At 71.3% G+C, this 23,697-nt stretch carries 22 protein-coding genes; 10 read left to right on the forward strand and 12 right to left on the reverse strand.

Annotation, left to right across the window (positions count from 1 at the left end; genetic code table 11):
* The first annotated feature begins 19 nt into the window (after positions 1-19).
* The gene (locus ACIBG4_RS09735; protein ID WP_310708019.1) at positions 20-619 is read left to right on the forward strand and encodes a TetR/AcrR family transcriptional regulator; all 600 of its coding nucleotides are present in this window, start codon (positions 20-22) and stop codon (positions 617-619) included.
* Positions 620-645: 26 nt separating this feature from the next.
* Here ACIBG4_RS09735 and ACIBG4_RS09740 read toward each other — a convergent pair whose 3' ends face one another.
* Positions 646-1,305 (reverse strand): DUF1275 family protein, encoded by a 660-nt coding sequence (locus ACIBG4_RS09740; protein WP_397201463.1) that lies wholly within the window; start codon positions 1,303-1,305, stop codon positions 646-648.
* A gap of 49 nt (positions 1,306-1,354) precedes the next feature.
* Positions 1,355-2,167, reverse strand: a complete 813-nt coding sequence (locus ACIBG4_RS09745; protein ID WP_397201464.1) for a hypothetical protein — start codon at positions 2,165-2,167, stop codon at positions 1,355-1,357.
* Between the two features lie 131 nt (positions 2,168-2,298).
* Here ACIBG4_RS09745 and ACIBG4_RS09750 point away from each other — a divergent pair, with 131 nt between their 5' ends.
* From ACIBG4_RS09750 to ACIBG4_RS09760, 3 genes are read left to right on the forward strand one after another with little or no spacing between them, the layout of a single operon-like run.
* Complete coding sequence (locus ACIBG4_RS09750) at positions 2,299-3,471, forward strand: DUF4185 domain-containing protein (RefSeq protein WP_397201465.1); 1,173 nt, start codon at positions 2,299-2,301, stop codon at positions 3,469-3,471.
* The gene (locus ACIBG4_RS09755; RefSeq protein WP_310708015.1) at positions 3,468-4,478 is read left to right on the forward strand and encodes a DUF4432 family protein; all 1,011 of its coding nucleotides are present in this window, start codon (positions 3,468-3,470) and stop codon (positions 4,476-4,478) included. Before ACIBG4_RS09750 ends, ACIBG4_RS09755 begins: the two co-directional genes overlap by 4 nt.
* Positions 4,475-5,245, forward strand: coding sequence for an SDR family oxidoreductase (locus ACIBG4_RS09760; protein ID WP_310708014.1), 771 nt, complete (start codon positions 4,475-4,477; stop codon positions 5,243-5,245). The genes ACIBG4_RS09755 and ACIBG4_RS09760 overlap by 4 nt, the downstream gene beginning before the upstream one ends.
* A 36-nt stretch (positions 5,246-5,281) precedes the next feature.
* Here ACIBG4_RS09760 and ACIBG4_RS09765 read toward each other — a convergent pair whose 3' ends face one another.
* The 9 genes from ACIBG4_RS09765 to ACIBG4_RS09805 form a co-directional block, all read right to left on the reverse strand.
* On the reverse strand, positions 5,282-6,298 hold the full coding sequence (locus ACIBG4_RS09765; protein WP_397201466.1) for a hypothetical protein: 1,017 nt from the start codon (positions 6,296-6,298) through the stop codon (positions 5,282-5,284).
* Positions 6,295-6,726: a hypothetical protein gene (locus tag ACIBG4_RS09770; RefSeq protein WP_397201467.1), complete on the reverse strand. Its 432-nt coding sequence runs from the start codon at positions 6,724-6,726 to the stop codon at positions 6,295-6,297. Before ACIBG4_RS09770 ends, ACIBG4_RS09765 begins: the two co-directional genes overlap by 4 nt.
* A 122-nt stretch (positions 6,727-6,848) precedes the next feature.
* Positions 6,849-8,081 carry an enolase C-terminal domain-like protein gene (locus ACIBG4_RS09775; RefSeq protein WP_397201468.1) on the reverse strand — a complete coding sequence of 411 codons (1,233 nt, stop codon included), beginning with the start codon at positions 8,079-8,081 and terminating at the stop codon, positions 6,849-6,851.
* The gene (locus ACIBG4_RS09780) at positions 8,078-11,089 is read right to left on the reverse strand and encodes a hypothetical protein (RefSeq protein WP_397201469.1); all 3,012 of its coding nucleotides are present in this window, start codon (positions 11,087-11,089) and stop codon (positions 8,078-8,080) included. The genes ACIBG4_RS09775 and ACIBG4_RS09780 overlap by 4 nt, the downstream gene beginning before the upstream one ends.
* A 1-nt stretch (position 11,090) precedes the next feature.
* The gene (locus ACIBG4_RS09785; protein ID WP_310708009.1) at positions 11,091-11,900 is read right to left on the reverse strand and encodes a carbohydrate ABC transporter permease; all 810 of its coding nucleotides are present in this window, start codon (positions 11,898-11,900) and stop codon (positions 11,091-11,093) included.
* Positions 11,897-12,742 (reverse strand): sugar ABC transporter permease, encoded by an 846-nt coding sequence (locus tag ACIBG4_RS09790; RefSeq protein WP_310708008.1) that lies wholly within the window; start codon positions 12,740-12,742, stop codon positions 11,897-11,899. Before ACIBG4_RS09790 ends, ACIBG4_RS09785 begins: the two co-directional genes overlap by 4 nt.
* Positions 12,739-13,989 carry an ABC transporter substrate-binding protein gene (locus tag ACIBG4_RS09795; protein ID WP_397201470.1) on the reverse strand — a complete coding sequence of 417 codons (1,251 nt, stop codon included), beginning with the start codon at positions 13,987-13,989 and terminating at the stop codon, positions 12,739-12,741. Before ACIBG4_RS09795 ends, ACIBG4_RS09790 begins: the two co-directional genes overlap by 4 nt.
* 17 nt (positions 13,990-14,006) lie before the next feature.
* A complete protein-coding gene (locus ACIBG4_RS09800; protein ID WP_397201471.1) occupies positions 14,007-14,717 on the reverse strand; it encodes a FadR/GntR family transcriptional regulator in 711 nt (236 codons plus the stop codon).
* Between the two features lie 82 nt (positions 14,718-14,799).
* Positions 14,800-15,345 carry a DUF305 domain-containing protein gene (locus ACIBG4_RS09805; RefSeq protein ID WP_397201472.1) on the reverse strand — a complete coding sequence of 182 codons (546 nt, stop codon included), beginning with the start codon at positions 15,343-15,345 and terminating at the stop codon, positions 14,800-14,802.
* 165 nt (positions 15,346-15,510) lie between these two features.
* Between ACIBG4_RS09805 and ACIBG4_RS09810 the strand changes: the two genes are divergently transcribed.
* A complete protein-coding gene (locus tag ACIBG4_RS09810) occupies positions 15,511-16,635 on the forward strand; it encodes an epoxide hydrolase family protein (RefSeq protein ID WP_397201473.1) in 1,125 nt (374 codons plus the stop codon).
* On the opposite strand, the gene ACIBG4_RS09815 is transcribed toward ACIBG4_RS09810, so the two are convergent.
* On the reverse strand, positions 16,629-17,279 hold the full coding sequence (locus ACIBG4_RS09815; RefSeq protein ID WP_397201474.1) for an NAD(P)-dependent oxidoreductase: 651 nt from the start codon (positions 17,277-17,279) through the stop codon (positions 16,629-16,631). The two genes, ACIBG4_RS09810 and ACIBG4_RS09815, sit on opposite strands and share 7 nt — an antisense overlap.
* Positions 17,280-17,381: 102 nt before the next feature.
* Between ACIBG4_RS09815 and ACIBG4_RS09820 the strand changes: the two genes are divergently transcribed.
* The 5 genes from ACIBG4_RS09820 (at position 17,382) to ACIBG4_RS09840 (ending at position 23,691) form a co-directional block, all read left to right on the forward strand.
* Positions 17,382-17,741, forward strand: coding sequence for a winged helix-turn-helix transcriptional regulator (locus ACIBG4_RS09820; RefSeq protein WP_397201475.1), 360 nt, complete (start codon positions 17,382-17,384; stop codon positions 17,739-17,741).
* Positions 17,742-18,098: 357 nt separating this feature from the next.
* Positions 18,099-19,076, forward strand: coding sequence for an ABC transporter permease (locus tag ACIBG4_RS09825; protein ID WP_397201476.1), 978 nt, complete (start codon positions 18,099-18,101; stop codon positions 19,074-19,076).
* A complete protein-coding gene (locus tag ACIBG4_RS09830; protein WP_355445765.1) occupies positions 19,077-19,916 on the forward strand; it encodes an ABC transporter permease in 840 nt (279 codons plus the stop codon).
* Positions 19,913-21,982, forward strand: coding sequence for an ABC transporter ATP-binding protein (locus tag ACIBG4_RS09835; RefSeq protein WP_355445768.1), 2,070 nt, complete (start codon positions 19,913-19,915; stop codon positions 21,980-21,982). The genes ACIBG4_RS09830 and ACIBG4_RS09835 overlap by 4 nt, the downstream gene beginning before the upstream one ends.
* Entirely contained in the window at positions 21,979-23,691 is a 1,713-nt protein-coding gene (locus ACIBG4_RS09840; RefSeq protein ID WP_397201477.1) for an ABC transporter family substrate-binding protein, read from the forward strand. Before ACIBG4_RS09835 ends, ACIBG4_RS09840 begins: the two co-directional genes overlap by 4 nt.
* Positions 23,692-23,697: the final 6 nt, after the last annotated feature.

The following is a 23,697-nucleotide window of genomic DNA, read 5'->3' on the forward strand; positions in this document are numbered from 1 at the left end:
ACATGTGTATCATGAAAAAATGCCGAAGCGAGTAGACCACGAGGAGCGCCGGAGCCAGATCGCCGCGGCGGTGGTCCGGATCGCCGCGTCGCGCGGCCTGGAGGCGGCCAGCATGCGGGAGGTGGCGGCCGAGGCCGGCGTCTCGCTGCGGCTGGTGCAGTACTACTTCCACACCAAGGAGGAGCTGCTGCGCGGCGTGCTCACCCATCTGGGCGGGCTGATCGCGCAGCGGGTGACCCGGGCCGTGGCGGCGCTCGGCGAGCCGATGACACCGCGCACGTTCCTGTACGGCGCGCTGACGGCGCTCATCCCCACCGACGACGAGAGCCGGCGGATCGTGCTGGCTTACCAGGCCCACTACACGCTCACGCTGACCCGGCCGGAGCTCGCCCCCGACGGCCTGACGTACGCGAACGCGCTGCGCGACCTGGTGGCCCGCCAGATCCGGGAGGCCCAGGAGGCCGGCCAGGTCGCCGGGAGCGCGGATCCGAAGGTCGCGGCGGCCATCGCGCTCGCCCTGGTGACGGGGCTGCAGTCCAGCGTGCTGGCCGGGCAGTACGACGGGCAGGAGGCCGTGGGCCTGCTGACGGCCCACCTGAACCGCCTCTTCACGCCGTGAGAATCTTCACGCCGTGAGAAGAGGAGTCAGGCCTTCGCGGGAGGGCAGATGGCGCCGGCTGCCACCTCGACGGCGGCGGCGACCAGCAGGGGGACGGCCGGATGCACGCCCAGCAGCAGCGTGCCCAGGACGGCGCCGGCGAAGGTCGCGGCGACCGTGGCGAAGCGCCGGCCCGCGGTCTCCAGCGACGACAGCATGAACAGCCCCGCCAGCGACCGGGTCACCACGGTCGTCGGCAGGTCGTGGGCCGCCACCCGCAGCACCGTGGCGTTGCGCGAGCCCATCGCCAGGGCCAGGGGGACGATGACGGCGAAGCGCTGCGGATCCTGCCCCAGGCGGTCGCCCAGGAGCAGCGCGAGCAGCGCCGCCACCAGGATGAGCACACCCTCGCCGGCGAGCGCGAACGCCAGCCACCGCCGCCCACGCCACCTGAGCAGCACGCCGTGCATCCAGTGCCCGCCGCCGGCGCCGGCCGCGAACGCCGCGAGGGCCGCGAGCGGCCCCGCCGCCTGGATGGAGCCGCCCGCCAGGCCGAACCCGGCGAACAGCACGTTGCCCGTCATCACCGCGGTGAACACGTGACCGAGCCCGAGGAAGCTCACCGCCTCGACCACGCCCGTGACCCCTGTCAGCAGGACCAGGATCACGGTCAGCCGCTCGGGCCGCCTCCCCGTCGCGAAGGGCATGTCCCCTTCATACGCGAAGGGCATGTCCGCTTCATATCCGCCGCACCGGTCACGGACGAAGCCGCCGCACCGGTCCCGGGACGCACGCGAGCAGGAGGAAGAGTGCCGCGACCAGGTACGGCCAGCGGCTCAGGTCGAGCAGGCAGGTCGCCGGGAACCCGTAGCCGGTGATCGGCTGGACGAGGAACGTCAGCCCCGCCACGGTGACGAGGGTCAGCACCCGGGCTCCACGCGCGCCGAGACCCGCGGCGGCGACCGCGGTGACGGCGAGCAGGCAGACGTTCACGCCGAAGGTGCCCATGGCCAGCATCTTGAAGAAGGACAGGTCGTCGATCGCCGTCGTCGCGTGGACGTACTCGCCGCACCGGGTGGCCGGGTCGGCGAGCGCGAGGCGCATCCGGAGCACCGGCCACAGCGCGACGACGAGCGCGACCGTCCACCCGGCAGCGGCTCTGCGACGATCCGCCGCACCGGTCCCGGGCCGGGCGACGGCGAGGAGGAGCGCCGCGGCCGCGAGGGCCGCTAGTTCGATCCCCCGGTTCGGATGGGAGGGGGTCCACGGGTAGCGCAGCGGGATCACCACGTCGGCCGCGATGACGAGCAGCGTGAGCGGGAGCCCGAGCCGGCGGGTCCACGCGGGCGCCCACAGCACCAGCAGGGCCAGCGCCACCGGCAACAGCATGTCCGCCCAGACCATGACCTCCCCCGCGACCGCGGCGGCGACGCTCGTCACCACCGGCCGGTACGCGAACCAGCCGAACGGTTCGCGGGGCAGGGCGAGGACGAGGGTCGGCACGGCGGCCAGGACGACCGCGCCAAGACGGGAGCCGAGGCGTAATCGGCGAGCCGTGGCTGGGGTCATCGGGGGGTCGTTCCTCCGGCTGGACGGGCCGCACAGCGTGAAGATGCGACAGTAGCGGATCTTCACCATGGGTCTGGACAGCAAGTGATCTAATGACTAGAACTGTAGGGAAATCCCCCTAAGGACGTGCCATGACGCGATTCCGCACTGCCCTTGTCCCCCTGGCCGCCACGATCCTCGGCCTCACCGCACTGCCCTCCCAGGCCACGGCCGCACCGCCGAAACCGGTGCCGACGGTCTCCGCCGAGCGGTCCGCCGCCCCGCTCGGCGCCGCCGCCGCGTGCGCGCCGTCCGTCAAGGGCGCCTCGATCGACGCCCGGCTGACGAGCCTGTTCACCGCGTACGGCAACGACAACAGCCGGCTCGACGACTGGACCGGCGCCGACGGCACCTACTCGCTGCGCCTGCCCAGCGGGCGCGAGCTGTGGATCTTCTCCGACACGTTCCTCGGCACGATCAACTCCGACGGCTCCCGGCCGCCGGTCGTCGAGGAGGGCGGCACCACCGTCTTCCTCAACAACAGCTTCGCCGTCGAGAACGGCGGCCGGCTGTCCACGATCCACGCCGGCACCCCCGACAAGCCCGTCGCGGTGATGCCGCCACGCGACGACAAGCACTGGTACTGGGCCGGTGACGCCACCCTGGCCGGGGGCGTCGTCGAGGTGACCTACCAGGAGTACGAGCGCTACGGCACCGGCGCGTGGGACTGGCGCTGGCACCGCAACGTGGTCGCCAGGTTCGCCCCCGGCCGGCTGGACCGGCCGCTCAGCGTCCACGACCTGCCCTCCGGGCACGGGGTCGCGTGGGCCTCGGCCACCCTCAAGGACGGCGGCTACACCTACGTCTACGGGGTGGAGGACCTCGGCTCGCCCAAGTACATGCACGTCGCCCGGGTCAAGGGGCAGAGCCTGCTCGGCGCCTGGGAGTACCTGAAGGCCGACGGCAGCTGGTCGGCAGACGAGAGCGACTCGGCCCGCGTCATGAGCGGCGTGGCCAACGAGTACAGCGTCACCAAGGTCGGCGACGGCTACGTGCTCATCACCCACGACACGACCGAGGCGCTGAGCGCGAACATCGTGGCCTACTCCTCGTGCTCGCCGGTCGGGCCGTTCACCGGCAAGCAGCACGTCTACACGACCCCCGAGACCGGCGGGAACATCTTCACCTACAACGCCCACGCCCACCCCGAGGTCTCGGGTAAGGGACTGGTCGTGTCCTACAACGTCAACAGCTTCGTGAACACCGACCATTACCGCGACTCGTCGATCTACCGGCCCCGCTTCATCGACGTGAGCTTCGGATGAGACGCAACTGGGCGGCGCGCCTGCGGTCCGTCACCCTCGACGGGCTGCGGGCGGTCGTGCTGGAGAACGAGCGGCTCCGCGTGACCGTGGTGCCCGGCAAGGGCGGTGACGTGGTGGAGTTCCTGCACAAGCCCACCGACACCGACTTCGTCTGGCTCTCGCCGCAGGGCCTGCGCGACCCGGCCCACCACCTCCAGGGTGCCGCCGACGACGTCGCCCAGTTCGTCGACCACTACGAGGGCGGATGGCAGGAGGTCTTCCCCAACGGCGGCGCGCCCTGCGAGTACCGGGGGGCGCGGCTGGCCCAGCACGGCGAGGTGGCCGGCCTGCCCTGGGACTGCGAGATCACGGCCGACTCCGAGGAGGAGGTCGCGGTGCGGCTGAGCGTGCGGACCCGGCGCCTGCCGTACCTGGTGGAGAAGACGTTCCGGCTGCGGGCCGGGACGGCCGCGCTGGAGACCGAGGGGCGCGTGACCAACGAGTCCGACGTGGAGCTGCACGCGATGTGGGGACAGCACATCGTGTACGGCCGGCCGTTCCTGCGGCCGGGCGCGCGGATCCGGCTGCCGGACGGCGTCACCGTGATCCCGCACGACAGCGCCATCAACCCCCTCGGACGCCGGGTCAAGCCGGGAGGGCCGTGGACGTGGCCGGTCGTGCCGGCCGACGGCGGCGGCGAGACCGACCTGAGCGTGGTGCCGGAGCGCGGGGCGCCCAGCGACATCGTGTACCTGACGGGGTTCGCCGAAGGATGGTACGAGATCGCCGGCGAGGTGGGGCTGCGCGTCGAGTGGGACGCGGAGGTTCTGCCGTACCTGTGGATGTGGCAGGAGGTCGGCGCGTCGGCCGGCTACCCCTGGTGGGGACGCGCCTACACCGTCGGGCTGGAGCCGTTCGCCGGCATGCCGACCGACGGGCTGGAGCGGGCCGTGGCCAACGGCACGGCGCTCACCCTGGGACCACGTGAGACGAGAACGCTGACGATGCGGGTGGAGGTCCTCGCGTGAGCGAGTTCAACGGGAAGGTGGCCCTGGTCACCGGCGGCTCGATGGGAATCGGGCGCGCGGTGGTGGACCGGCTGGCCGACGGCGGCGCGTCCGTGGTGTTCTGCGGCGCGGACAAGGACGCGGCACTCGACACCGAGCACGTGACGGGCGTCGTCGCCGACGTGCGCCGGGCCGGCGACATGCGTGACCTGGTGGACCTGGCGGTCGCCAGGTACGGCGGGCTGGACATCGTGGTGACGTGCGCGGGCGTGCAGAGGTACGGCACGGTCGAGGACACCCCGGAGGACGTCTGGGACGAGGTCCTGGACATCAACCTCAAGGGCGTCTACCTCACCTGCAAGGCGGCCGTCCCCCGGCTGCGGGCGCGCGGCGGCGGGTCGATCGTGGTGATGTCGTCGGTGCAGGCGTTCGCCTCGCAGGCGCAGGTGGCCGCCTACACCGCGAGCAAGGCCGCCCTGAACGGCCTGACCAGGGCGATGGCGCTCGATCACGCGGCCGACGGCATCCGGGCGAACGTGGTGTGCCCCGGCTCGGTGGACACGCCGATGCTGCGCTGGGCGGCCGACCTGTGGCGGGGACCGCTGTCGCAGGAGGAGCAGGTGGCCCAGTGGGGCCGCGCCCACCCTCTCGGCCGGGTGGCGCGGGCTGAGGAGGTGGCCGAGCTGGTGGCGTTCCTGGCGAGCCCCCGTTCGTCGTTCATCACCGGCGCGGAGCACCGGGTGGACGGCGGCCTGCTGGCGCGGAACCCGGCCGCCCTTCCTGACTGACCACGCCCGCGCGCCGCCGCCCCGGCGGCGCGGGCGTCAGCGTTCTAAGACCGCGCCGGCCGGGCCGGCGGCGAGGGCCAGGCGGGCGCGCAGGTCGTCGCGGAGGGCCGCGAACCGGGCGGGCTCGGCCGCGATGACGGCGCGCTGCGCCGCGGCGTCGGCGGCGTACCAGGCGCTCACCAGCCCCGAGGACCACTTGCAGGCCGTGTCGGCCGTCGCGGTCCGCCGCTCCGGCGCCGTGACGGCGTCGGAGCGCAGGTCCCAGCGGGGGTCGGCGATGGCCGCCTCCGGTGACGGGTAGGGATGGCCGGCGCGCTCCATGCAGGCCCTCCAGCGGGCGGCGGCCTCGATGACGGCGGGGTGCCGGGCGGCCTGCTCGACCGTCCGCGCGTCCTGGAGCGCCAGCCACTGCCAGTCCGCGGGTCCGGCGTCCGCCGTGGCGGGGTTCGCCGGTGCGGGCCCGGACAGCAGGGCCGTGGCGCGCTCGGCGCAGCCCGGGTGGCCCGGGGCACCGTCGAGGTCGCGGCGGGCGGAGCGGCTCAGGCCGGAGTCCCAGGCCGTGCCGGACGGCCCGGAGGGGGGCAGGTGGTAGCCGCGGCGGCGGGCCCGGCCGGGGTCCGCGACGCCGTACCGGCGGCTGTTGCCCGGGTCCGCGGCGGCGACGGCGGCGGCGTCCGGGCGGGGCGGTGAGACGGCGTGACCACGGCGGTGCATGCAGCGGGCGAGGAGCGCGGCACGGGTGCGCGCCATCAGGGCTCGCTGGCCCGGCGTGGGGCGGTAGGCGTCGAACGGCAGCACGAGGTCGGCGACCCGGGTCACCGGGTGCGCCGGCCCGTCAGCGCCCGCGACCGGCCCATCCCTGACCGGCTCATCCGTGACCGGCCGATCCACCACGGGCACACCGGGTGGCGGCGGTGGGGCGGCGGCGCAGGCCACGGTCGTGCAGGCCACGGCGCTCAGGAGCGCGCCGAGGGCCGCCGGGGCGCGGGAGGGTCCGCGGCGGCCGGTCTCCGGAGGCCCGATCCGGAAACCGGCCCCGCCCCATCCGGTCACACGCACCAGATGCTGAGGGAGCTCGCGGTGTTGTTGCCGACCTCGCTGCCGCCCAGGAAGGGGTCGGCGCGGCCGTCCGCGAACGTGCTGTGGGCGCCGGTGTAGAAGGGGTTCTGCCAGAGGACGACGTCGCAGCCGGCGTGGTTCTTGACGGAGCTGCTGTCGTCGTCCACCCGCCGCCCGCTCTCCAGCCCCTTCCTGCCCTCGGACCACAGATCGTCACCGAGGTACGGCTCGTCGGCGGCGAAGTCGCGCCACAGGTCGCGCGGGTAGGCCCCGTCGTAGTTGTAGCCGTAGTACGCGTACAGGCACACCACCCCCTTGCCGCAGCCTCCGTCCGGGCCCGCCAGCGCGGACGCCGCCGGCAGCGCGAGGGTGAACGTCGTGGCCGCGGCCAGGGCACCGGCCACGCGAGTGATCGTCCCCACAGCTGTCTCCCCGAGGACCTCGAAGGTGAGTCTCCTTGATCGGTAACTTATCGTGACCTGTAGCACACGGCCCGCTATGACATGCCGGATCGTGCAAGGGAGACAGCCGTGGGAGCGAGAGGCTAGAGGGGGACCTCCAGGGAGACGTCCGGGTCGGCGAAGCGGTCGTTGGGCACCTGGGCGTACCAGCCGGGCCGGCCCGGGTCCCGGTCGTAGGGGTAGCCGCCCAGCTCGCGGTAGAGCTCGGCGTAGCGCTGCACCTTCTCCCGGTCCAGCCGCACGCCGAGCCCCGGCCCGGTGGGCACCGCGATGGCGCCGTCCGCGTAGGGCAGCGGGCCGCCCTCGATGACGTCGTCGCGGAGCTGGTGGTAGTGGGCGTCGGCCGCGTACGTGAGGTTGGGCAGCACCGCGCCGAGGTGCAGCATGGTGGCGAGCTGGACGCCCAGCTCCCCGGAGGAGTGGACGGCGATGCCGAGCTGGAACGTCTCGCACACCCCGGCCGCCTTCACGCACGGCCGGATGCCGCCCCAGAAGGTGGTGTCGAGCAGGACCACGTCGGCGGCGCGGCGCAGCACGTTGGAGGCGAGCTGCTCGAAGTTGACGACGACGGTGTTCGTGGCGAGCGGCACCCGGACCTGCTCGCGCACGGCCCGCAGCCCCTCCAGGCCCCAGACGGGGTCCTCCAGGTAGTCGTTGTTCAGCCCCTCGATGGCCCGGCCGAAGCGCAGCCCCTCGGCCAGCGACAGCACCGCGTTGGGGTCGTAGCGCAGCCGGTCGCCGGGGAAGGCGTCGGCCAGCGCCCGGTAGCACTCCAGCTCGTGGTCCGGCGGGAACACGCCGCCCTTGAGCTTGTGGACGGTGAACCCGTGCGCCTCCTTCAGGTCCCGCGCGTGCGCGACGAGCTGGCCGGGCGTGCGAATCTCGGGGTGTCCCTCGGCCGCGTACCGGAAGAACAGGTACGACGCGAACGGCACGGCGTCGCGGATGCGGCCGCCCAGCAGCTCGCTGACCGGCACGCCGAGCCGCTGCCCGACGAGGTCGAGGCAGGCGAACTCGATGGCGGCGAGGAGCTGGGTGCGGTTGTTGTAGAGCGACGCCGTCGGATTAGCGATCTTGAAGCGGAGCGCTTCGAGCTGGAACGGGTCGTGACCCTTCAGGTACGGCAGGAGCGCCCGGAAGGCCGCCTCGGCGCTCTCGCCTCCCCCGCCCATCTCGCCCAGCCCGACGAGCCCGTCGTCGGCCTCGACCTCGACGAGCGTCCGGACGAACCGCCCCCAGTGGGCGCCGTTGCTGTGCCGCAGCGGCGCCTCCAGCGGTACGGCGACCGTGGTGGCCCGGATGTCAACGATCTTCACGCGCACGTCCCCCAGACCGCGGCCACCCCGCACGCGGGCAGCCGTACCTTGACCGATTCGCCCGCCACCTCGGCGGGTTCGCGCCCGCGCTCCAGCCCGGCGCTGACCCGTGCGGAGCGCAGCCCGGGCAGGGTGAGCGTGACCTCGACCGGCTCGGCGGCCAGCGACTGGAGCCGGACGACCCGCTCGGCCCCCGCCTGCCCGATCGAGGTGACCAGCACGTCGGGATGGTCCACCGACGCGTACGACCGGACGCTGTCGCCCGACGGGCCGGTGACCAGCACGCCCGCGAACGGCTCGGTCAGCCCGGAGGCCGCGAGCGCGCCCAGCCGCCTGCCCTCGGCGCCCGCCTCGGACATGACCGCGTAGCGGAACGTGGTCTCGCCCTGCTGCTGCGCCGGGAAGTTGGTGTCCCAGATGTTGTTGAGCGCCCAGGAGTACACCGTGCCGTCCTCCTGCTCCAGCGTCGGCGGGAACGGCGCGTACGGCATGTGGATGGTGCCGAGCTGCACCAGCGGCGCCTCCAGCGTGGCCCAGGCGACGGTCAGCTCGGGGTCGTCGAAGGCGATCCAGTGCCGGATGGGCAGCATGTACGCGGCCGAGCCGGGCACCTGGGGCACGTCCGGCCCGCCGACGCCGCCGGTCAGCTCCCAGGCGGTCGCCTTGCCGGCGGCGAACGGGAAGGCCAGGAAGACCGCCTCCTTCGCCGGGGTGCCCTGCTTGGCGAGCTGGTAGGTCAGGTCCAGCCGGGGGACGCCGCGGTGCAGCTCGATCGTGGTGCGCAGCCAGTCCACGCCCTTGCCCTGGAGCTCCACGACCAGCCGCTCGGTCACGGCGGTGCGCTGGGCCTTGACGACGGTGGCGTTCCGGCCGATGGCACGGTCGCCGAGCAGGGTGCGGTCGTGCGCGCCCACGTGCCCGGACAGGTGGTTGAAGTGCGGGGCGGTGGCGTAGCGGTCGTAGACGTACTGGCCGAACCCGGCAGCCGCGTCCCGGTTGACCAGCTCCCGGCCGGCGACCTTGTCGAAGATCGAGCCGATGTAGCCCTCGCGGACGTCGTACGTCACCCGGTAGAACTCGTTCTCGATGACCCCGCCCAGGTCAGGCTCGACCGGCTCGGCCGCCTGGCTCTCGCTCCTGACCACGTCGATCCGGGCGTAGCCGTGGCCGGGGACGTCGGGCACCACCGCATGCAGGTGCCGCCCGATCGGCCGGGTGGGCCAGTCGTCGGGGTGGACGTACTCCTCGTGGTGGGCGAGCGTCTCGCCGGTCCGGGCGTCCACCAGCGCGATCGGCACGTCGGCCGCGACCACGTCGCGCGGCAGGAACGCCCGGACGAGGTCGGTGCGGGCCCGCGTCGCCGGGTTGAACACCGCGAACGACGCCAGGGTGCCGTCCGGGAGGTCGCCCTCGCCGGACAGGGCCGCGCCGAAGCGGCGGACGGCGGCGTGCAGCAGGTCGGCCGCGTCGTCCTGGGCGTCGTAGGCGCCCGACGACTTGCGGGTCCACTGCAGGCCGCCGGAGTCGCCCGCCTCCTCGGCGTCCTCCCACGGGTTCGCGGCGCCCCAGGTGTGCTCGTTGAACAGCGCCACCTTGTCGTACGCCTCGTCGATGCTCGCGGTGGCGTCCGCCCCGGCGAGCGTGTGCAGGGTCTCGGCGGCGCGCAGCGCCGACTGCGCCCGCCGCACGTAGCCGAGCGGGCGCGCGCCCGAGCCGAGCCCGTCGGCCCACCAGTCGGTCCAGTCGCCCTCGTGGACGGCCAGCCGGTCGAGGTAGCGCTCCTCGACGTGCTCGAAGAAGTCGCTGTTGACCGCCGAGCGCAGGCGCGGGTACGCCCAGTTCTCGTTCCAGGTCCGGGCAATCGCGGCGGGCACGATCGACGGGCCGGCATTGTCGGCGTGCGCGCCCTGCACGCGCAGGTGCAGCACGTCCAGCTCGTACGGCTCCCGGGGCGCGTCCGGCCCCTGCCAGCCGAACGTGCCCGGCCCGTACGGGTACCCGCGCGAGGCCAGCGCGGCCAGGTAGCGCGGCAGCAGGTCGTCGGCCAGCTCGTAGGAGTCGGTCAGCCCGACCGTGTTGCCCTCCATGTAGGCCATGCCGTGGGGGGTGTCGGTGAACCAGACCAGCAGCTCGTTGCCGCTGGGCGCCCGCCACCGGAACGGCCGGGTCAGCTTGTCGCCGCCGTGCAGGTACGGCACGGACCGCCCGGCCCAGTTGTGGGCCGCGGCGAGGTAGCGCACCCCCGCCGCGTCGAGCGCGTCGACCAGGCCGACGACGGCGCCGGGGACGTCGGTGTGCATGGCCGAGCGCGTGGCGAAGCCGTACCGGTCGTGCAGCTCGGAGGTGAAGCGGAGCTGCCGGTAGAGCTCCTCGGTCGAGCACGCCTCGGTGTGGAGCTGGAACGGCAGGGCGGTCACCTCGATGATCCCCTCGCGGGCCAGCGCGGCGAACGCCTCGACCTGCTCGGCGGGCCGGGCGGCGAGCCACTTCAGCGCCGGCATCGACGACTCGACCGTCCAGCGGAACTTCGCGTCGTCGGGCCAGGAGGCGGTCTCGCCGGCCAGGCGGACCGCCGCGTCGAGGTATTCGAGGTGGTGGCGGAGCACCGTGCCCTGCGGGTCGGTGTAGCCGATGTCCAGGTGGGAGTGGTGGACGACGAACACGCTCCACTTGCGCTGCGGCGTCACGGTGATCAGCGCGGACCCGACGAGCCCCTCGTCGTCGCGTGACTCCAGCGTGAACGTGCGCGGCGCGGACACCTCGGGCACGAGCAGCGTGACGTCGGAGCCGGTGGCGCTGTCGGCCCCGACCAGCACGTGCGTCAGCGGCCGCGTGCTCGACACCCGGACCGCCTGGCGGCCGTCGTGCGTGAACAGCGGCAGGACCGCGACCCGCACCTCCAGCCCCCGCAGCTCGATGACGGGGGTCGAGGTGTCGTTGCGCAGCGCCTGCCTGATCCCGTCGTAGTCCGGGGAGCCCAGGCTCCGCTGCAGCAACCGGCTGGTCAATTCAGACACTCCCTAGGGACAGGCCTCGGGCGAAGAGGCGCTGGGTGGCGAGGAACAGCACGACCGTCGGCAGCGAGCACATGAGGCCCGCGGCCAGCCCCACGGGCACGGGGGTGCCCGCGTAGACGTCCGTCATCAGGCCGGCGAGCGCGGTCATCACGGGCCGCACGCTCTCGGTCGTGGACAGGGTCAGACCGAAGATCAGGTCGTTCCAGATGAAGGTGAACTCGAGGATGAACACGGCGGCGAGCGCGCTGGTCGAGATCGGCAGGTAGACGCGCCAGAAGATGCGGAAGGTGGACGCGCCGTCCATCCGGGCGGCCTCGAAGATCGAGAACGCCACGCCGCTGTAGTAGTTGCGCAGCACGAACGCGGCCAGGGGGACGTTGATGGCCGTGTAGATGAGGATCATGCCGGCCCGGCTGTCGTACAGGCCGGCGTCGCTGTAGCCGACGAAGAGCGGCACCAGCAGCATCTGCGACGGGAACACCGTCCCGCCGAAGATGAGCAGGAACCACCAGAACCCGTGACGCAGCCGGAGCACCACGATGGTGTACCCGGCCAGCGCCCCGATGACGACGCCGAGCAGCGGCGACACCACGCTGTAGAGCGCGGTGCTGGCCAGGCTCGCGCCCAGGTCCGCCTTGTCGAGCGCGGCCGCGAAGTTGGCGAACAGCGCGAAGTCGCCCGGCGGCGCCCAGGCCGTCGCCGGGTCGTACGACGCGGCCGGGCGGGAGGCGTTGACCAGCAGCAGGTACGTGGGGCCCAGCCAGATCAGCCCCAGCACGATGAGCACCGCCCGCCGGATCATCGGACCTGCCTTTTCAGGTAGAGGTACGAGGCCAGGCCGGTGACGACGGTCAGCATGACCGCCACCGCGGAGCCGTAGCCGTAGTCGCTGGCCACGAACGTCTCCTTGTACATGGTCACCGCGAGCGTCTCGGAGTTGCGCCCCGGCCCGCCCTGGGTCATCACCCAGACGATGTCGAACGTCTTCAGGCTGGCCACCAACGCCAGCCCCACGACCACGGCGGTCAGCGGGCGCATCAGCGGCCAGGTGATGTGCCGGAACAGCCGCCATCCCGACGCTCCGTCGAGCCGGGCCGCCTCGATCGGCTCCTTGGGGATCGACTGGAGGCCCACCACGAACAGCAGCGTGTTGACACCGAGCTGCTGCCAGGTCCACACCAGCAGCATGGCCAGCGTGTTGGCCGGCGCCTGCTGCAGGAACGCCGTGTCCACGCCGAGCAGCAGGTTGGCGACGCCGCCGTGGGACAGGATCGGGCTCCACACCAGGGCGAGCCCGGCGCCGCTGAGCGCGTACGGGAGCATGAACGGCACCCGGTACCACGCGCCGCCCCTGATGTCGTGGGACAGGACGGCCACCAGCAGGCCGAGGCCGACCGGCAGCACCATCGTGCCGAGCACCCACAGCAGCGTGTTGCGCAGCGAGGTCAGCAGCGCGGGGTCGTCGAAGAGCTTGGCGAAGTTGGCCGCGCCGACCCACTCGGGCGGCGCCAGGCCGTCGTAGCGGGTGAGGCTCAGGTACGCGGTCCACACGAACGGGGCGTAGAGCAGCCCCGCGACCAGCAGGGCCGCGGGCGCCACGTACCCGTGCCGGAACCGCCCGAGAATGGGAGCACGGGTGGTCACTGGTGGGTGCTCCAGTACTCGTCGGCCTCCTTCTGGATCGTCTCCAGCACCTCCTTGTACGTGCCGGGCTCGGTGACGAACTTGCCGAAGCCGTCGAGGGCGGCGGTCAGGACGGGCGGCGGCGTGGCCTCGAAGTAGCGGTTGACCAGGCGGTACTTGCCGCTGCCCGCGTCCTTGGTGATCTGCCCGAGCGCCTCGTCGTCGATCACGACCTTGGGGTTGGCGCTCACGTCGCCGCGGCTGCCGGCCCACTTCTGCTGGGCCTCGGGGGTGGTCCACCACCTGAGGTACTTCGTGCTGGCGTCGGGGTCGGCGGCCTTGGCCAGCGAGCAGAGCGGGCCGCTCTCGAAGATCACGGAGGTCTTGGGGAGGGAGGGGTTGACGTTGGGGATCACGAAGAAGCCGTAGTCGGTGCCCGCCTTCATGCTCCGCTGGGTCATGCTGGTGTTGAACCAGGTGCCGAACGAGATCATCGCGGCCTTGCCGTTCTTCATCACGTCGCCCGGGTCCGTCTTGTCACCGGGGTTCACGAAGTATCCGGCGTCGATGAGCTGCTTCCACTTCTCCATCACCTGGACCACACCGGGGTCGGTGTACTTGGCCTTGCCGGTGGACAGGCGGTCGTACAGGTCGGGGTCGCTGCCGGCCATGAGCTGCTCGAACCAGACGAAGGAGAACAGCACGCTGGTGTGGTAGAAGGGCGTGACGCCGGCCTTCTTCAGCGTGGCGGCGGCACCGACCAGCTCGTCCCACGTGGTCGGCGGCTTGAGGCCGTGCTGGTCGAAGAGCTTCTTGTTGTAGAACATCCCCCAGTAGGCGACGTTCATCGGCACGCAGTACTGCTTGCCGTCGATCGTGTAGTACGGCGCGAGGTCCTGCGACAGGTCGCCGGCCTTGATCGCCTCCTGCCAGACGGCCGTGGTGTCGGCCACCTGCTTCTGCTTGACGATCTCCTCCAGCATCCCCCCGGTCTGCCAGGTGAACAGGTCCGGCTTGACGTTGGTGCGGAACGACGCCTTGATGAACGCCTGGTACTGCGCCGAGTCGGTGTAGCCCGTCGGCTTCATGCCCAGGCCGATCTTCTGCTTCGACAGCGCGCCCATCTCGTCGAAGTACTTGCTCCAGGCGCCCTTGTCGTTGTACAGCGTCAGCTCGGTCTTCTTCTGCTGGGTCCCGGCGCCGGTGCCGCCACAGGCGGCGAGGAAGAGGGCGGCTACGCCGAGCGTGGCCATGCGTGACCGGATCATGCCCCGGCCTCCTTGTTTCACTTGGGGGGGTGGTGCAACCTCTGCTCAACTACGGTCTTGACGTCGACGAGGTGGGCCCGCATGCGCTCCTCGGCCGCCGCGGCGTCGCCGGCGACGATGGCCTCCAGGATCGCCCGGTGCTCCTCGTAGTCCCGGCGGCGGTCGTCGAAGATCTGCAGGATCGCCCGCTGCTCGGCCCCGTGGACCGTGAGCAGCGAGTCGACGATCTCGTGCAGCACGCCGTTGCCGGCCAGCCGCGCGGTCGCCCGGTGGAAGGTCATGTTGGTCTCGTGCAGCTCGGCGTCCTCACCGCGCAGATGCCGGGCGGCCTCGTCCAGCACGCGCTCCAGCACGGCCAGCTGGCCGCCGCGACCGCTCGCCGCCCGCCGGGCCGCCATGGCGGCCAGCGGCGGCTCGATGACGACGCGGGCGCCGAGCAGCTCCACGAGCTGCTCGCCGTCCAGCTCGCGCATGTTGGGGTTGGGCAGGACGACCCGCTCGATGTCGGCTCCGACGTAGATGCCGGAGCCGTGCCGCATCTCGACGGCCCCGGTGGCCTCAAGCCTGCGAAGCGCCTCACGCAGTGTCGGGGTGGTGACGGCGAAGCGCTGGGACAGCTCCCTGGTCGAGGGCAGCCGGTCGCCCGGCCGGAGCCCGCCGGTGTGGATGAGCTCCAGCATGCGCTCGGTCAGAGCGTCGGACAGGGTCGGCCGCACAACCTCGGACATATCAAGTGATCTAATCACTTAACGGCACTGGAGTCTATGAGGATTTTCGCTTCGTACCCACGCCGTGACTTCGCGAACCGGGTCAGCGGCGGAGCAGGTCCCTCATCTGGGCGATCTGGGCCCGGCGGGACTCGCGCACCCGCTCGGCCCAGCGCTTGACCTCGGGGTCCGCCCCACCGGCCACTTCCACCCCGGCCATCCGGACCGCGTCGTCCTGGTGGGCGATGAGCAGGGTGAGGAAGTCCCGCTCGAACGCGCGTGACCCCTCCAGCGCCGCGATCTGCCGGCGGTCGGTCGCGGGCAGCCCGCCGTGATGGTCGTGCGCCCCGGAGGGTGCGGCGAGCGGCTGCTCCCAGGCGTGCAGCCAGCGCAGCATCATCTCGACCTCGTCCTGCTGCGTGGCCGCGACGGCCGACGCCAGCGTGCGCAGCTCCGGCGTCCGGCCGCGGGCGGCGCCCAGCCTGGCGATCTCGATGCCCTGCCGGTGATGCGGGATCATCATCTGCGTGAACATCACATCCTGGGCGTTCACCGGATCACCGGCGGGCGGCGCGCTCCCGCACCCCGCGGGGCCCAGCACGGCGAGCGCGGCGAGCAGCGGGGCGAGCGCCCAGGCCAGGCTCCTCATCTGTGCGCTCCCTGGGAACGGGAAATAAATAAGTAAAGCTTCCTAAGAGTTGACCATCGCCGTCAGCCGGTGACAAGCCCCGTTCGAGGCACGCGCGCAATGCCCCGTCCGAGGCACGCGCAATGCGGAAGAGAATCAGCCGCGTTCCCTCCTAACCTCGGCGCCATGAACCACGACCTGACGCCGTTCCGCATCGACGTCCCCCAGTCCGCCCTCGACGAGCTCGCGCGCCGGCTCGACGCGGCCCGCTGGCCCGACGAGCTCCCGGACGCCGGCTGGGACTACGGCGTCGCCCCCGGCCACCTGCGGGAGCTGGCCGGGTACTGGCGTGACGGGTACGACTGGCGGAGGCAGGAGCGGCGGCTGAACGAGCTGCCGCAGTACACCACCGAGATCGACGGGCAGAACGTCCACTTCGCCCATGTACGCTCCCCCGACCCGGACGCCGTGCCGCTGCTCGTCACCCACGGCTGGCCGAGCACCGTCGCCGACTTCCTGGACATCGTCCGCCCGCTGACCGAGCCCGGCGAGGGCGGCGCGCCCGCCTTCCACCTGGTGCTGCCCTCCCTGCCCGGCTTCGGCTTCTCCGGCCCCACCCGCGAGCGCGGCTGGGACGTCACCCGGATCGCCCGCGCCTGGGCCGAGCTGATGCGCCGGCTCGGCCATGACCGCTACATCGTGCAGGGCGGCGACTTCGGGTCGCTGATCTCCCCCGAGGTGGCCAGGGTCGCGCCCGAGCACGTCATGGGCGTCCACCTCAACGCCATGGTGACCGCCTCCACGCCCGCCCCTGGAACGTCCGGACTCACCCAGGAGGAGCTGGCCAAGGCCCGGGTCACCGCCGAGAAGTGGCGCGAGCGGTCCGGGTACGCCACCATCCAGTCGACCCGGCCGCAGACCCTCGCCTACGCCCTCACCGACTCGCCTCTCGGCCTGCTCGCCTGGAACCTCGAATGGTTCGTCGACTACGACCCCGCCCGCGCCGTGCAGACCCCGGTCGACCGCGACGCGATCCTGACGAACGTCACCACGTTCTGGCTGACCCGCACCGCCGGGTCCTCGATGCGCCTCTACAAGGAGGCCGGCGCGGCCTTCGGCGGCGGCCCGCGCCCGGAGGCGCCGACCGCCGTCGCGCTCTTCCCCGGCGACAGCACCATCCGCACGCTCGCCGAGCGGCAGTACGCGATCGTCAGGTGGACCGAGTACGACCGGGGCGGTCACTTCGCCTCCCTGCAGGCGCCGGACCTCCTGGTCGATGACGTCCGGGCCTTCGCACGGGCCCTTCAGTAACCGACGGCCGTCAGCGCGCGGTGGTGCCGGGGGTTCTCGACCTCGTCGACCAGCGCCACCGCCAGATCGGCGTACGCGAACAGCCGCTCACCCGCGTCGGGGAGCACCGCCGAGCCGCCGATCCGGTACTGCCCGGTGCGCGGGGCGTCGGGGTCCAGCATGGTGGGCGGCGGGGCGAGCACCACCCAGTCGAGGGCGGCGTCCGCATCGCGCAGCGCCTCCACCGCGGCGAGGTGGCCGAGCGAGAACGCCCGGTGCTCCGCCGGGAAGCCGGGCACGTCATGGACCAGCACGCCGGGGGCGCTCTCCAGCGTGGTGCCGATGCCGACCAGCACCACCCGCTTCACTCCGGCCCGGGTCAGGCCGTCGATCAGCGCGGCTGTCGCGGCCGGGAGGAACTCCACCGACGGCACGTCGAGGCGTATCGCGGCGTTCACGGCCGCGTCGTGGCCCGCCGCCAGCCGCGCGACATCCTCCGCACGGGTGACGTCGCCGGCGACCACCGTCACACCGTCACCGCCGAGGTCGGGGTGGCGGGCCGGGTCGCGGACCACCGCGGTGACCCGATGGCCCCGACCGGCCGCCTCGGCCACCGTGGCCCGCCCCGCGCGGCCACCCGCGCCGAACACGACGATCTCGCTCATGGCACTCTCCGTTCGCACAGGCCGATGGGGTCATCGGCACTGTGCGGACGTTAACGGCCGCCCCCTTGGTTCCCGCAACGATAGTTACGTACGCTCGGCAAAGTGACCGACGCCCTCGATCCGGACATGTTCGCCCAGTGCGCGAACGTCACGCCGCTGATCCAGATCGGCGACAAGTGGACCGGTAAGATCATCCGATGCCTGGAGGACGGCCCCCGCCGCTTCTCCGAGCTGCAGGTGCCGCTGCGCGGCATCACGCCCAAGGTGCTGACCGCGACACTGCGGGCGATGGAGCGCGACGGGCTCGTCACGCGCACCGCGTACGCCGAGATCCCGCCCCGCGTCGAGTACGAGCTGACCCCGTTCGGCCGTACCGTGCTGGAGCCGATGGCGGCGATGTGCTCCTGGGCACAGGAGCACATGGCGACGCTCCTCGACGCCCGCGATCGCCATCTGGCCTGACCGAGCGTCCTCACAGCCTGGCAAGGTAGGCGTTCGTTAACGTTCCGCTTACTCTGCGTCGCCGTCAGGTTTGTCCGGATTTTGTGACACTCCCCTCCCTCGCGGGCCCAGGAAAGAACCACCAAACGGCCCTTCGCCGCAGCTCACGGCGCCTCCCGGCGCAGAGAGATCATGTCGCGACTTTGTGTAGTGACCTGACTGTTATGCCGACGTTTTGCTAAGTGCGAGGTTTGCGTGGATATTCTGCGGCTTGCGTGTCGTCCCCACATCTAGTGGTCCCAGTGGCGCACGACAGCTTTTCGTTGCGGGGGCCCTCCGGCTCGGACTTCGACCCCCGTGCACGGCGTACGGAGGGAAATGGGCAAGTTCCTGCTCCGCCGGCTGGCAACCAATCTGATCTTGATTGCCCTGGCGGCCAGTCTGGCGTACATGCTCGCTGCCACGACCATGAACCCTCGTGGCGCGTACGAGGGCCGCCAGCCGCCGGTCGCCGAGGAGGTCGTCGACGCGACCCTCGACGCCTACAACCTCAACGACAAGACCCCGGTCTTCGAGCGGTACCTGACCTGGGCCGGAGGCGTCGTGACCGGCGACTTCGGCAAGACCTGGAACGGCGGCTCGGTCAACGAGGAGATGGGCCGCCGGATCATGGTGAGCCTGCGGCTGCTGCTCATCGGCACGCTGCTCGGGTTCGCGCTGGGGGTCGGGGTGGGGGCCTACTCCGCCGTGCGGCAGTACAGATTCAGCGACCGGGCCATCGGCGTCAGCTCGTTCGTGGTCATGGCGATCCCGGTGTTCCTGCTGGCCACGCTGCTGGCGATCGCCACGTACAGCCTGAACCGCGGGCTCGGCTTCACGCTGATCGAGTACACCGGCGAGTACAACCCGCGGCTGGCGGGCCTGGACCTGTTCCTCAACCGGCTGAACCACCTGATCCTGCCGACCATCTCGCTCACGCTCGGCTCGGTCGCCTTCTACAGCCGCATCCAGCGCAACATGATGCTCGACGTGCTGAACCAGGACTTCGTCCGCACGGCCATGGCCAAGGGGCTGAGGCGCAGGACGGCGCTGTTCAAGCACGCGCTGCGGACCGCGCTGATCCCGTCGGCCACGTACTTCGCGTTCGCGTTCGGCACCATGCTCACCGGGGCGATCTTCACCGAGAAGATCTTCTCCTGGCACGGCATGGGCGCCTGGCTGATCGACGCGATCAACCAGAACGACGTCAACTCCGTCGCCGCGGTGAGCCTGTTCACCGCGGTCTGCGTGCTGTTCGCCGCGTTCCTGTCGGACCTGCTGGTGGCGGCCCTCGATCCTCGGGTGCGGGTGAGCTAGGTGCGTTCCAAGGTCGTACTCCGGCGGCTCCTGCGCAATCGGCAGGCCCGCTATGGCGGCATCGCCCTGATCCTGCTCATCGCGCTGGCCTACCTCGGCCCCTACGTCGGCGCCTACGACTGGACGGACAAGGACTTCCTGGCCTTCATGTCCGGGCCCTCGTCCGACCACTGGTGGGGCACCACCTCGATCGGCCAGGACATGTACGCGGTGACGCTGCGCGGCATGCAGAAGTCGATCGTCATCGGCCTGCTGGTGGCGCTGTTCGCCACGGGCCTGGCCGCGCTGGTCGGCGCCTTCGCCGGATATTTCGGTGGCTGGCTGGACAAGGTGCTGATGTGGGGCGTGGACCTGCTCCTCGTCCTGCCCAGCTTCCTCATCATCGCCATCATCTCCCCCCGGCTCCGGGGCGCCTCGTGGCTCTGGTTCGTGGTGCTGCTGGCGGCGTTCGCCTGGATGATCACCTCCAGGGTCGTGCGCAGCATGACGCTCTCCCTGCGCGAGCGGGAGTACGTCCAGGCCGCGCTCTACATGGGCATCCCCCGCTGGAAGATCATCCTGCGGCACATCGTGCCCAACCTGTCGTCCCTGCTGATCATCGACGCCACGCTCAACGTCAGCGGCGCCGTCATCGGTGAGGCCGCCCTGTCGTTCTTCGGCTTCGGCATCCAGCCGCCCGACGTGTCGCTCGGCACCCTCATCGCCGAGGGCGCCCGCAACGCCACCGGCTACCCCTGGCTGTTCGCCTTCCCCGCCGGCCTGCTGGTGCTCCTGGTGCTCAGCATCAACCTGATCGGCGACGGACTGCGCGACGCGCTCGATCCCGGGAGCAACTCATGAGCATCTTGGAGGTCCGCGACCTCACCGTCACCTTCCCCGGCGAGATCCAGGCCGTCCGCGGCGTCAGCTACGACGTCGCCCGCGGCGAGGTGCTCGGCATCGTCGGCGAGTCCGGCTCCGGCAAGTCCGTGACCTCGCTGGCCGTCATGGGCCTGCTGCCGCAGAACGCCGTCGTCAGCGGCTCGGTCAAGCTGCACGGCCAGGAGCTGCTCGGCATGGGCGAGGGCGAGCTGACCCGGGTCCGCGGCAAGGCCATCAGCATGATCTTCCAGGACCCGCTCTCGGCGTTCACCCCCGTCTACACGATCGGCGACCAGATCGCCGAGGCCGTCCGGGTCCACCAGAAGCTGGGCAAGGACAAGGCCGCCAAGCGCGCCGTCGAGCTGCTCGACCTGGTCGGCATCCCGCATCCGGCCGTGCGGGCCAAGGCGTTCCCGCACGAGTTCTCCGGCGGCATGCGGCAGCGCGCGATGATCGCCATGGCCATCGCCAACGACCCCGACCTGCTCATCTGCGACGAGCCCACCACGGCCCTCGACGTCACGATCCAGGCGCAGGTCCTGGAGGTGCTCAAGACCGCCCAGGCCGAGACGGGCGCCGGCATCGTGATGATCACCCACGACCTGGGCGTCATCGCGGGCATGGCCGACCGGGTGCTCGTCATGTACGCGGGCCGGCCCGTCGAGCAGGGCGTCGTGGACGACATCTACTACCGGCCGCGCATGCCGTACACGATGGGCCTGCTCGCGTCGATCCCCCGTGTCGACGGCGAGCAGGACACGCTCGTCCCGATCGAGGGCAACCCGCCCTCGCCGGCGGCGCTGCCGCCCGGCTGCCCGTTCGCGCCGCGCTGCCCCATGCACATCGACGCGTGCGACGACGAGGAGCCGCCGCTCACCGCGATCGGCGGCGGGCGGCACGTGGCCTGCATCCGCTCGCGCGAGATCGAGCACAAGGGCATGACCGGCGCCGACGTCTTCCCCGTGCCGGTCATCCCGCCGAGCGACGTGGCGCGGGTGCCGCGCGAGCAGCGGGCGACCGTGCTGGAGCTCGACGACCTCATCCGGCACTACCCGCTGATGAAGGGCGCGGTGTTCAAGCGCCGTGTCGGCACCGTCCACGCCGTGGACGGCATCAGCTTCGACATCGCCGAGGGCGAGACGCTGGCCCTGGTCGGCGAGTCGGGCTGCGGCAAGACGACCACCCTGCAGCAGATCATGCAGCTGGCGGCCCCGCAGCGCGGCCGGGTCGTCGTCCTGGGCAAGGACAGCTCGACGCTGGACAAGTCCGCGCGCAAGGCGCTCCGCGGCGACCTCCAGATCGTCTTCCAGGACCCGATGGCCGCGCTCGACCCGCGCATGCCGGTCGGCGACATCATCGCCGAGCCGCTGCGCGCCCACGGGCGCAAGAACGTGTCCCAGCGCGTCGCGGAGCTGCTGGAGCTCGTCGGGCTGGCGCCCGACCACGCCCAGCGCTACCCGCAGCAGTTCTCCGGCGGTCAGCGGCAGCGCATCGGCATCGCCCGCGCCCTCGCGCTGGAGCCCAAGCTCATCGTGCTGGACGAGCCGGTCTCCGCGCTCGACGTCTCCATCCAGGCCGGCGTCATCAACCTGCTGGAGGAGCTGAAGAACCGGCTCGGGCTGTCGTACCTGTTCGTGGCGCACGACCTGGCCGTGGTGCGGCACCTCGCCGACCGGGTCGCGGTCATGTACCTGGGACGGATCGCCGAGATCGGCGCCGTCGAGAACGTCTACGACCGGCCCGCCCACCCCTACACGCAGGCGCTGCTCTCGGCGATCCCGCTGCCCGACCCCGAGTTGGAGCGCAGCCGCAAGCGGATCCTGCTCGAAGGCGACCTGCCCAGCCCGGCCGATCCCCCGTCGGGATGCCGGTTCCGCACCCGCTGCCCGAAGTTCGCCCGCCTGAGCGAGGCGGAGCAGCGGCGGTGTGTGGACGAGGAGCCCTCGGTTGCCCGGCTCGCGAGCGCCAAGGATCACGGCGCCGCCTGCCATTTCGCGGAGGAGATCGAGGTCATCACGGCCTCGGAACACCAGGAGGAACAGTGAAGGTTGGATACCGGGCGGCAGCGGGACTTGCGCTCCTCGCCATGGCCGTCGCGGCCTGCGGCGGCGGCAGCGGCGGCGACGCCAAGAAGCCGAACGCCGAGCAGTCGCAGCAAGCTCAGAAGCAGATGTCCGAAACTCCGGCCATCAGCATCAACCCGGTCCCCTACGAGCAGGTCAAGGACGGCGGCACCCTGACCCTCGCGGTCGGGCAGTGGCCGACCCAGTGGAACGGCAACCACGTCGACGGCAACCAGGCCGACACCGCGGACATGCTCGACCCGATCATGCCGCAGCTGATGGTGTCCGACTCCGAGGCGAACTTCAAGCCGAACCCGGACTACCTGACCGACGCGAAGATGGACACGTCCTCCGGCAAGCAGGTCGTCACCTGGACCTTCAACGACAAGGCCACGTGGTCCGACGGCACCCCGATGGGGTGGAAGGACGTCGAGGCCATGTGGAAGGCCAACAACGGCAAGAACAAGAAGTACAAGCCGACCTCCACCGACGGCTGGGACCGGATCGAGTCGGTCACCAAGGGCTCCTCGGACAAGGTCGCCGTCATGACCTTCGCCAAGGAGTACCCGGACTGGCAGGGCCTGCTCTCCCGCTCGCCGAACCTCTACCCCGCCTCGGCTAACGAGACGCCGGAGGCCGAGGAGAAGAACTACCTGCAGAAGATCCCGGTCACCGCCGGGCCCTTCAAGGTGGAGAAGATCGACGAGGGCACCAAGACCCTCACCCTCGTCCGTGACGACAAGTGGTGGGGCAAGAAGGCCAAGCTCGACAAGATCATCTTCCGTACCATCGAGACGCCCGCCGCGCAGGTGAACGCCTTCGCCAACGGCGAGCTCGACGGCGTGGAGATCCCGCCGGGCAGCCCCGCCGACCTCAAGCGGGCCAAGGAAGTCCCGAACGTGGACATCCGCAAGGCGCTCAGCCCGAACTGGCGGCACATCACGGTCAACAACCAGAGCCCGTTCCTGAAGGACAAGTCGGTCCGCCAGGCCGTCGAGTACGCGATCAACCGTGACGTGATCACCCAGTCCGACCTCAAGGACATGGACTGGCCGCTGCAGACGCTCGGCAACCACGTCTTCATGAACAACCACAAGGGTTACGTCGACAACTCCGGCGACCTCGGCAAGTACAACGTGGACAAGGCCAAGCAGCTGCTCGACGCGGCCGGCTGGAAGCAGGAGGGCGAGTACCGCAAGAAGGACGGCAAGGAGTTCGCGCTGAGCTTCACCGTCCCCGCGGGCCTGCCGTACGCCAAGACGGAGGGCGAGCTCACCCAGGCCATGCTCAAGGAGGCCGGGATCAAGCTGACGATCCGCCCGGTCCCCGATGACAAGTTCTTCACCGACTACATCATCAAGGGCGACTTCGACCTGGTTCCGTTCTCGTGGATCGGCACGCCGCTGCCGCTCGGCTCGCTGCCGCAGATCTACAAGACCGGCTCCGAGAGCAACTTCCCGAAGGGCAGTGACCCGGCCCTCGACGCCGCCATCGACGCCGCGGTGAGCGAGATGGACCCGGCCAAGGCCATCGAGAAGGCCAACGCCGCCGACAAGCTGATCTGGGACATGGTGCACACGATCCCGCTGTACCAGCGCCCCGACATCCAGGCGACCAAGAAGACCCTGGCGAACTGGGGCGCCAAGGGCTACCAGTCGCTGGACTACTCGATCGTCGGCTTCACCGGCTGATCCCGG

The sequence above is a fragment of the Nonomuraea sp. NPDC050383 genome, from assembly GCF_044459125.1.
Classification (GTDB): domain Bacteria; phylum Actinomycetota; class Actinomycetes; order Streptosporangiales; family Streptosporangiaceae; genus Nonomuraea.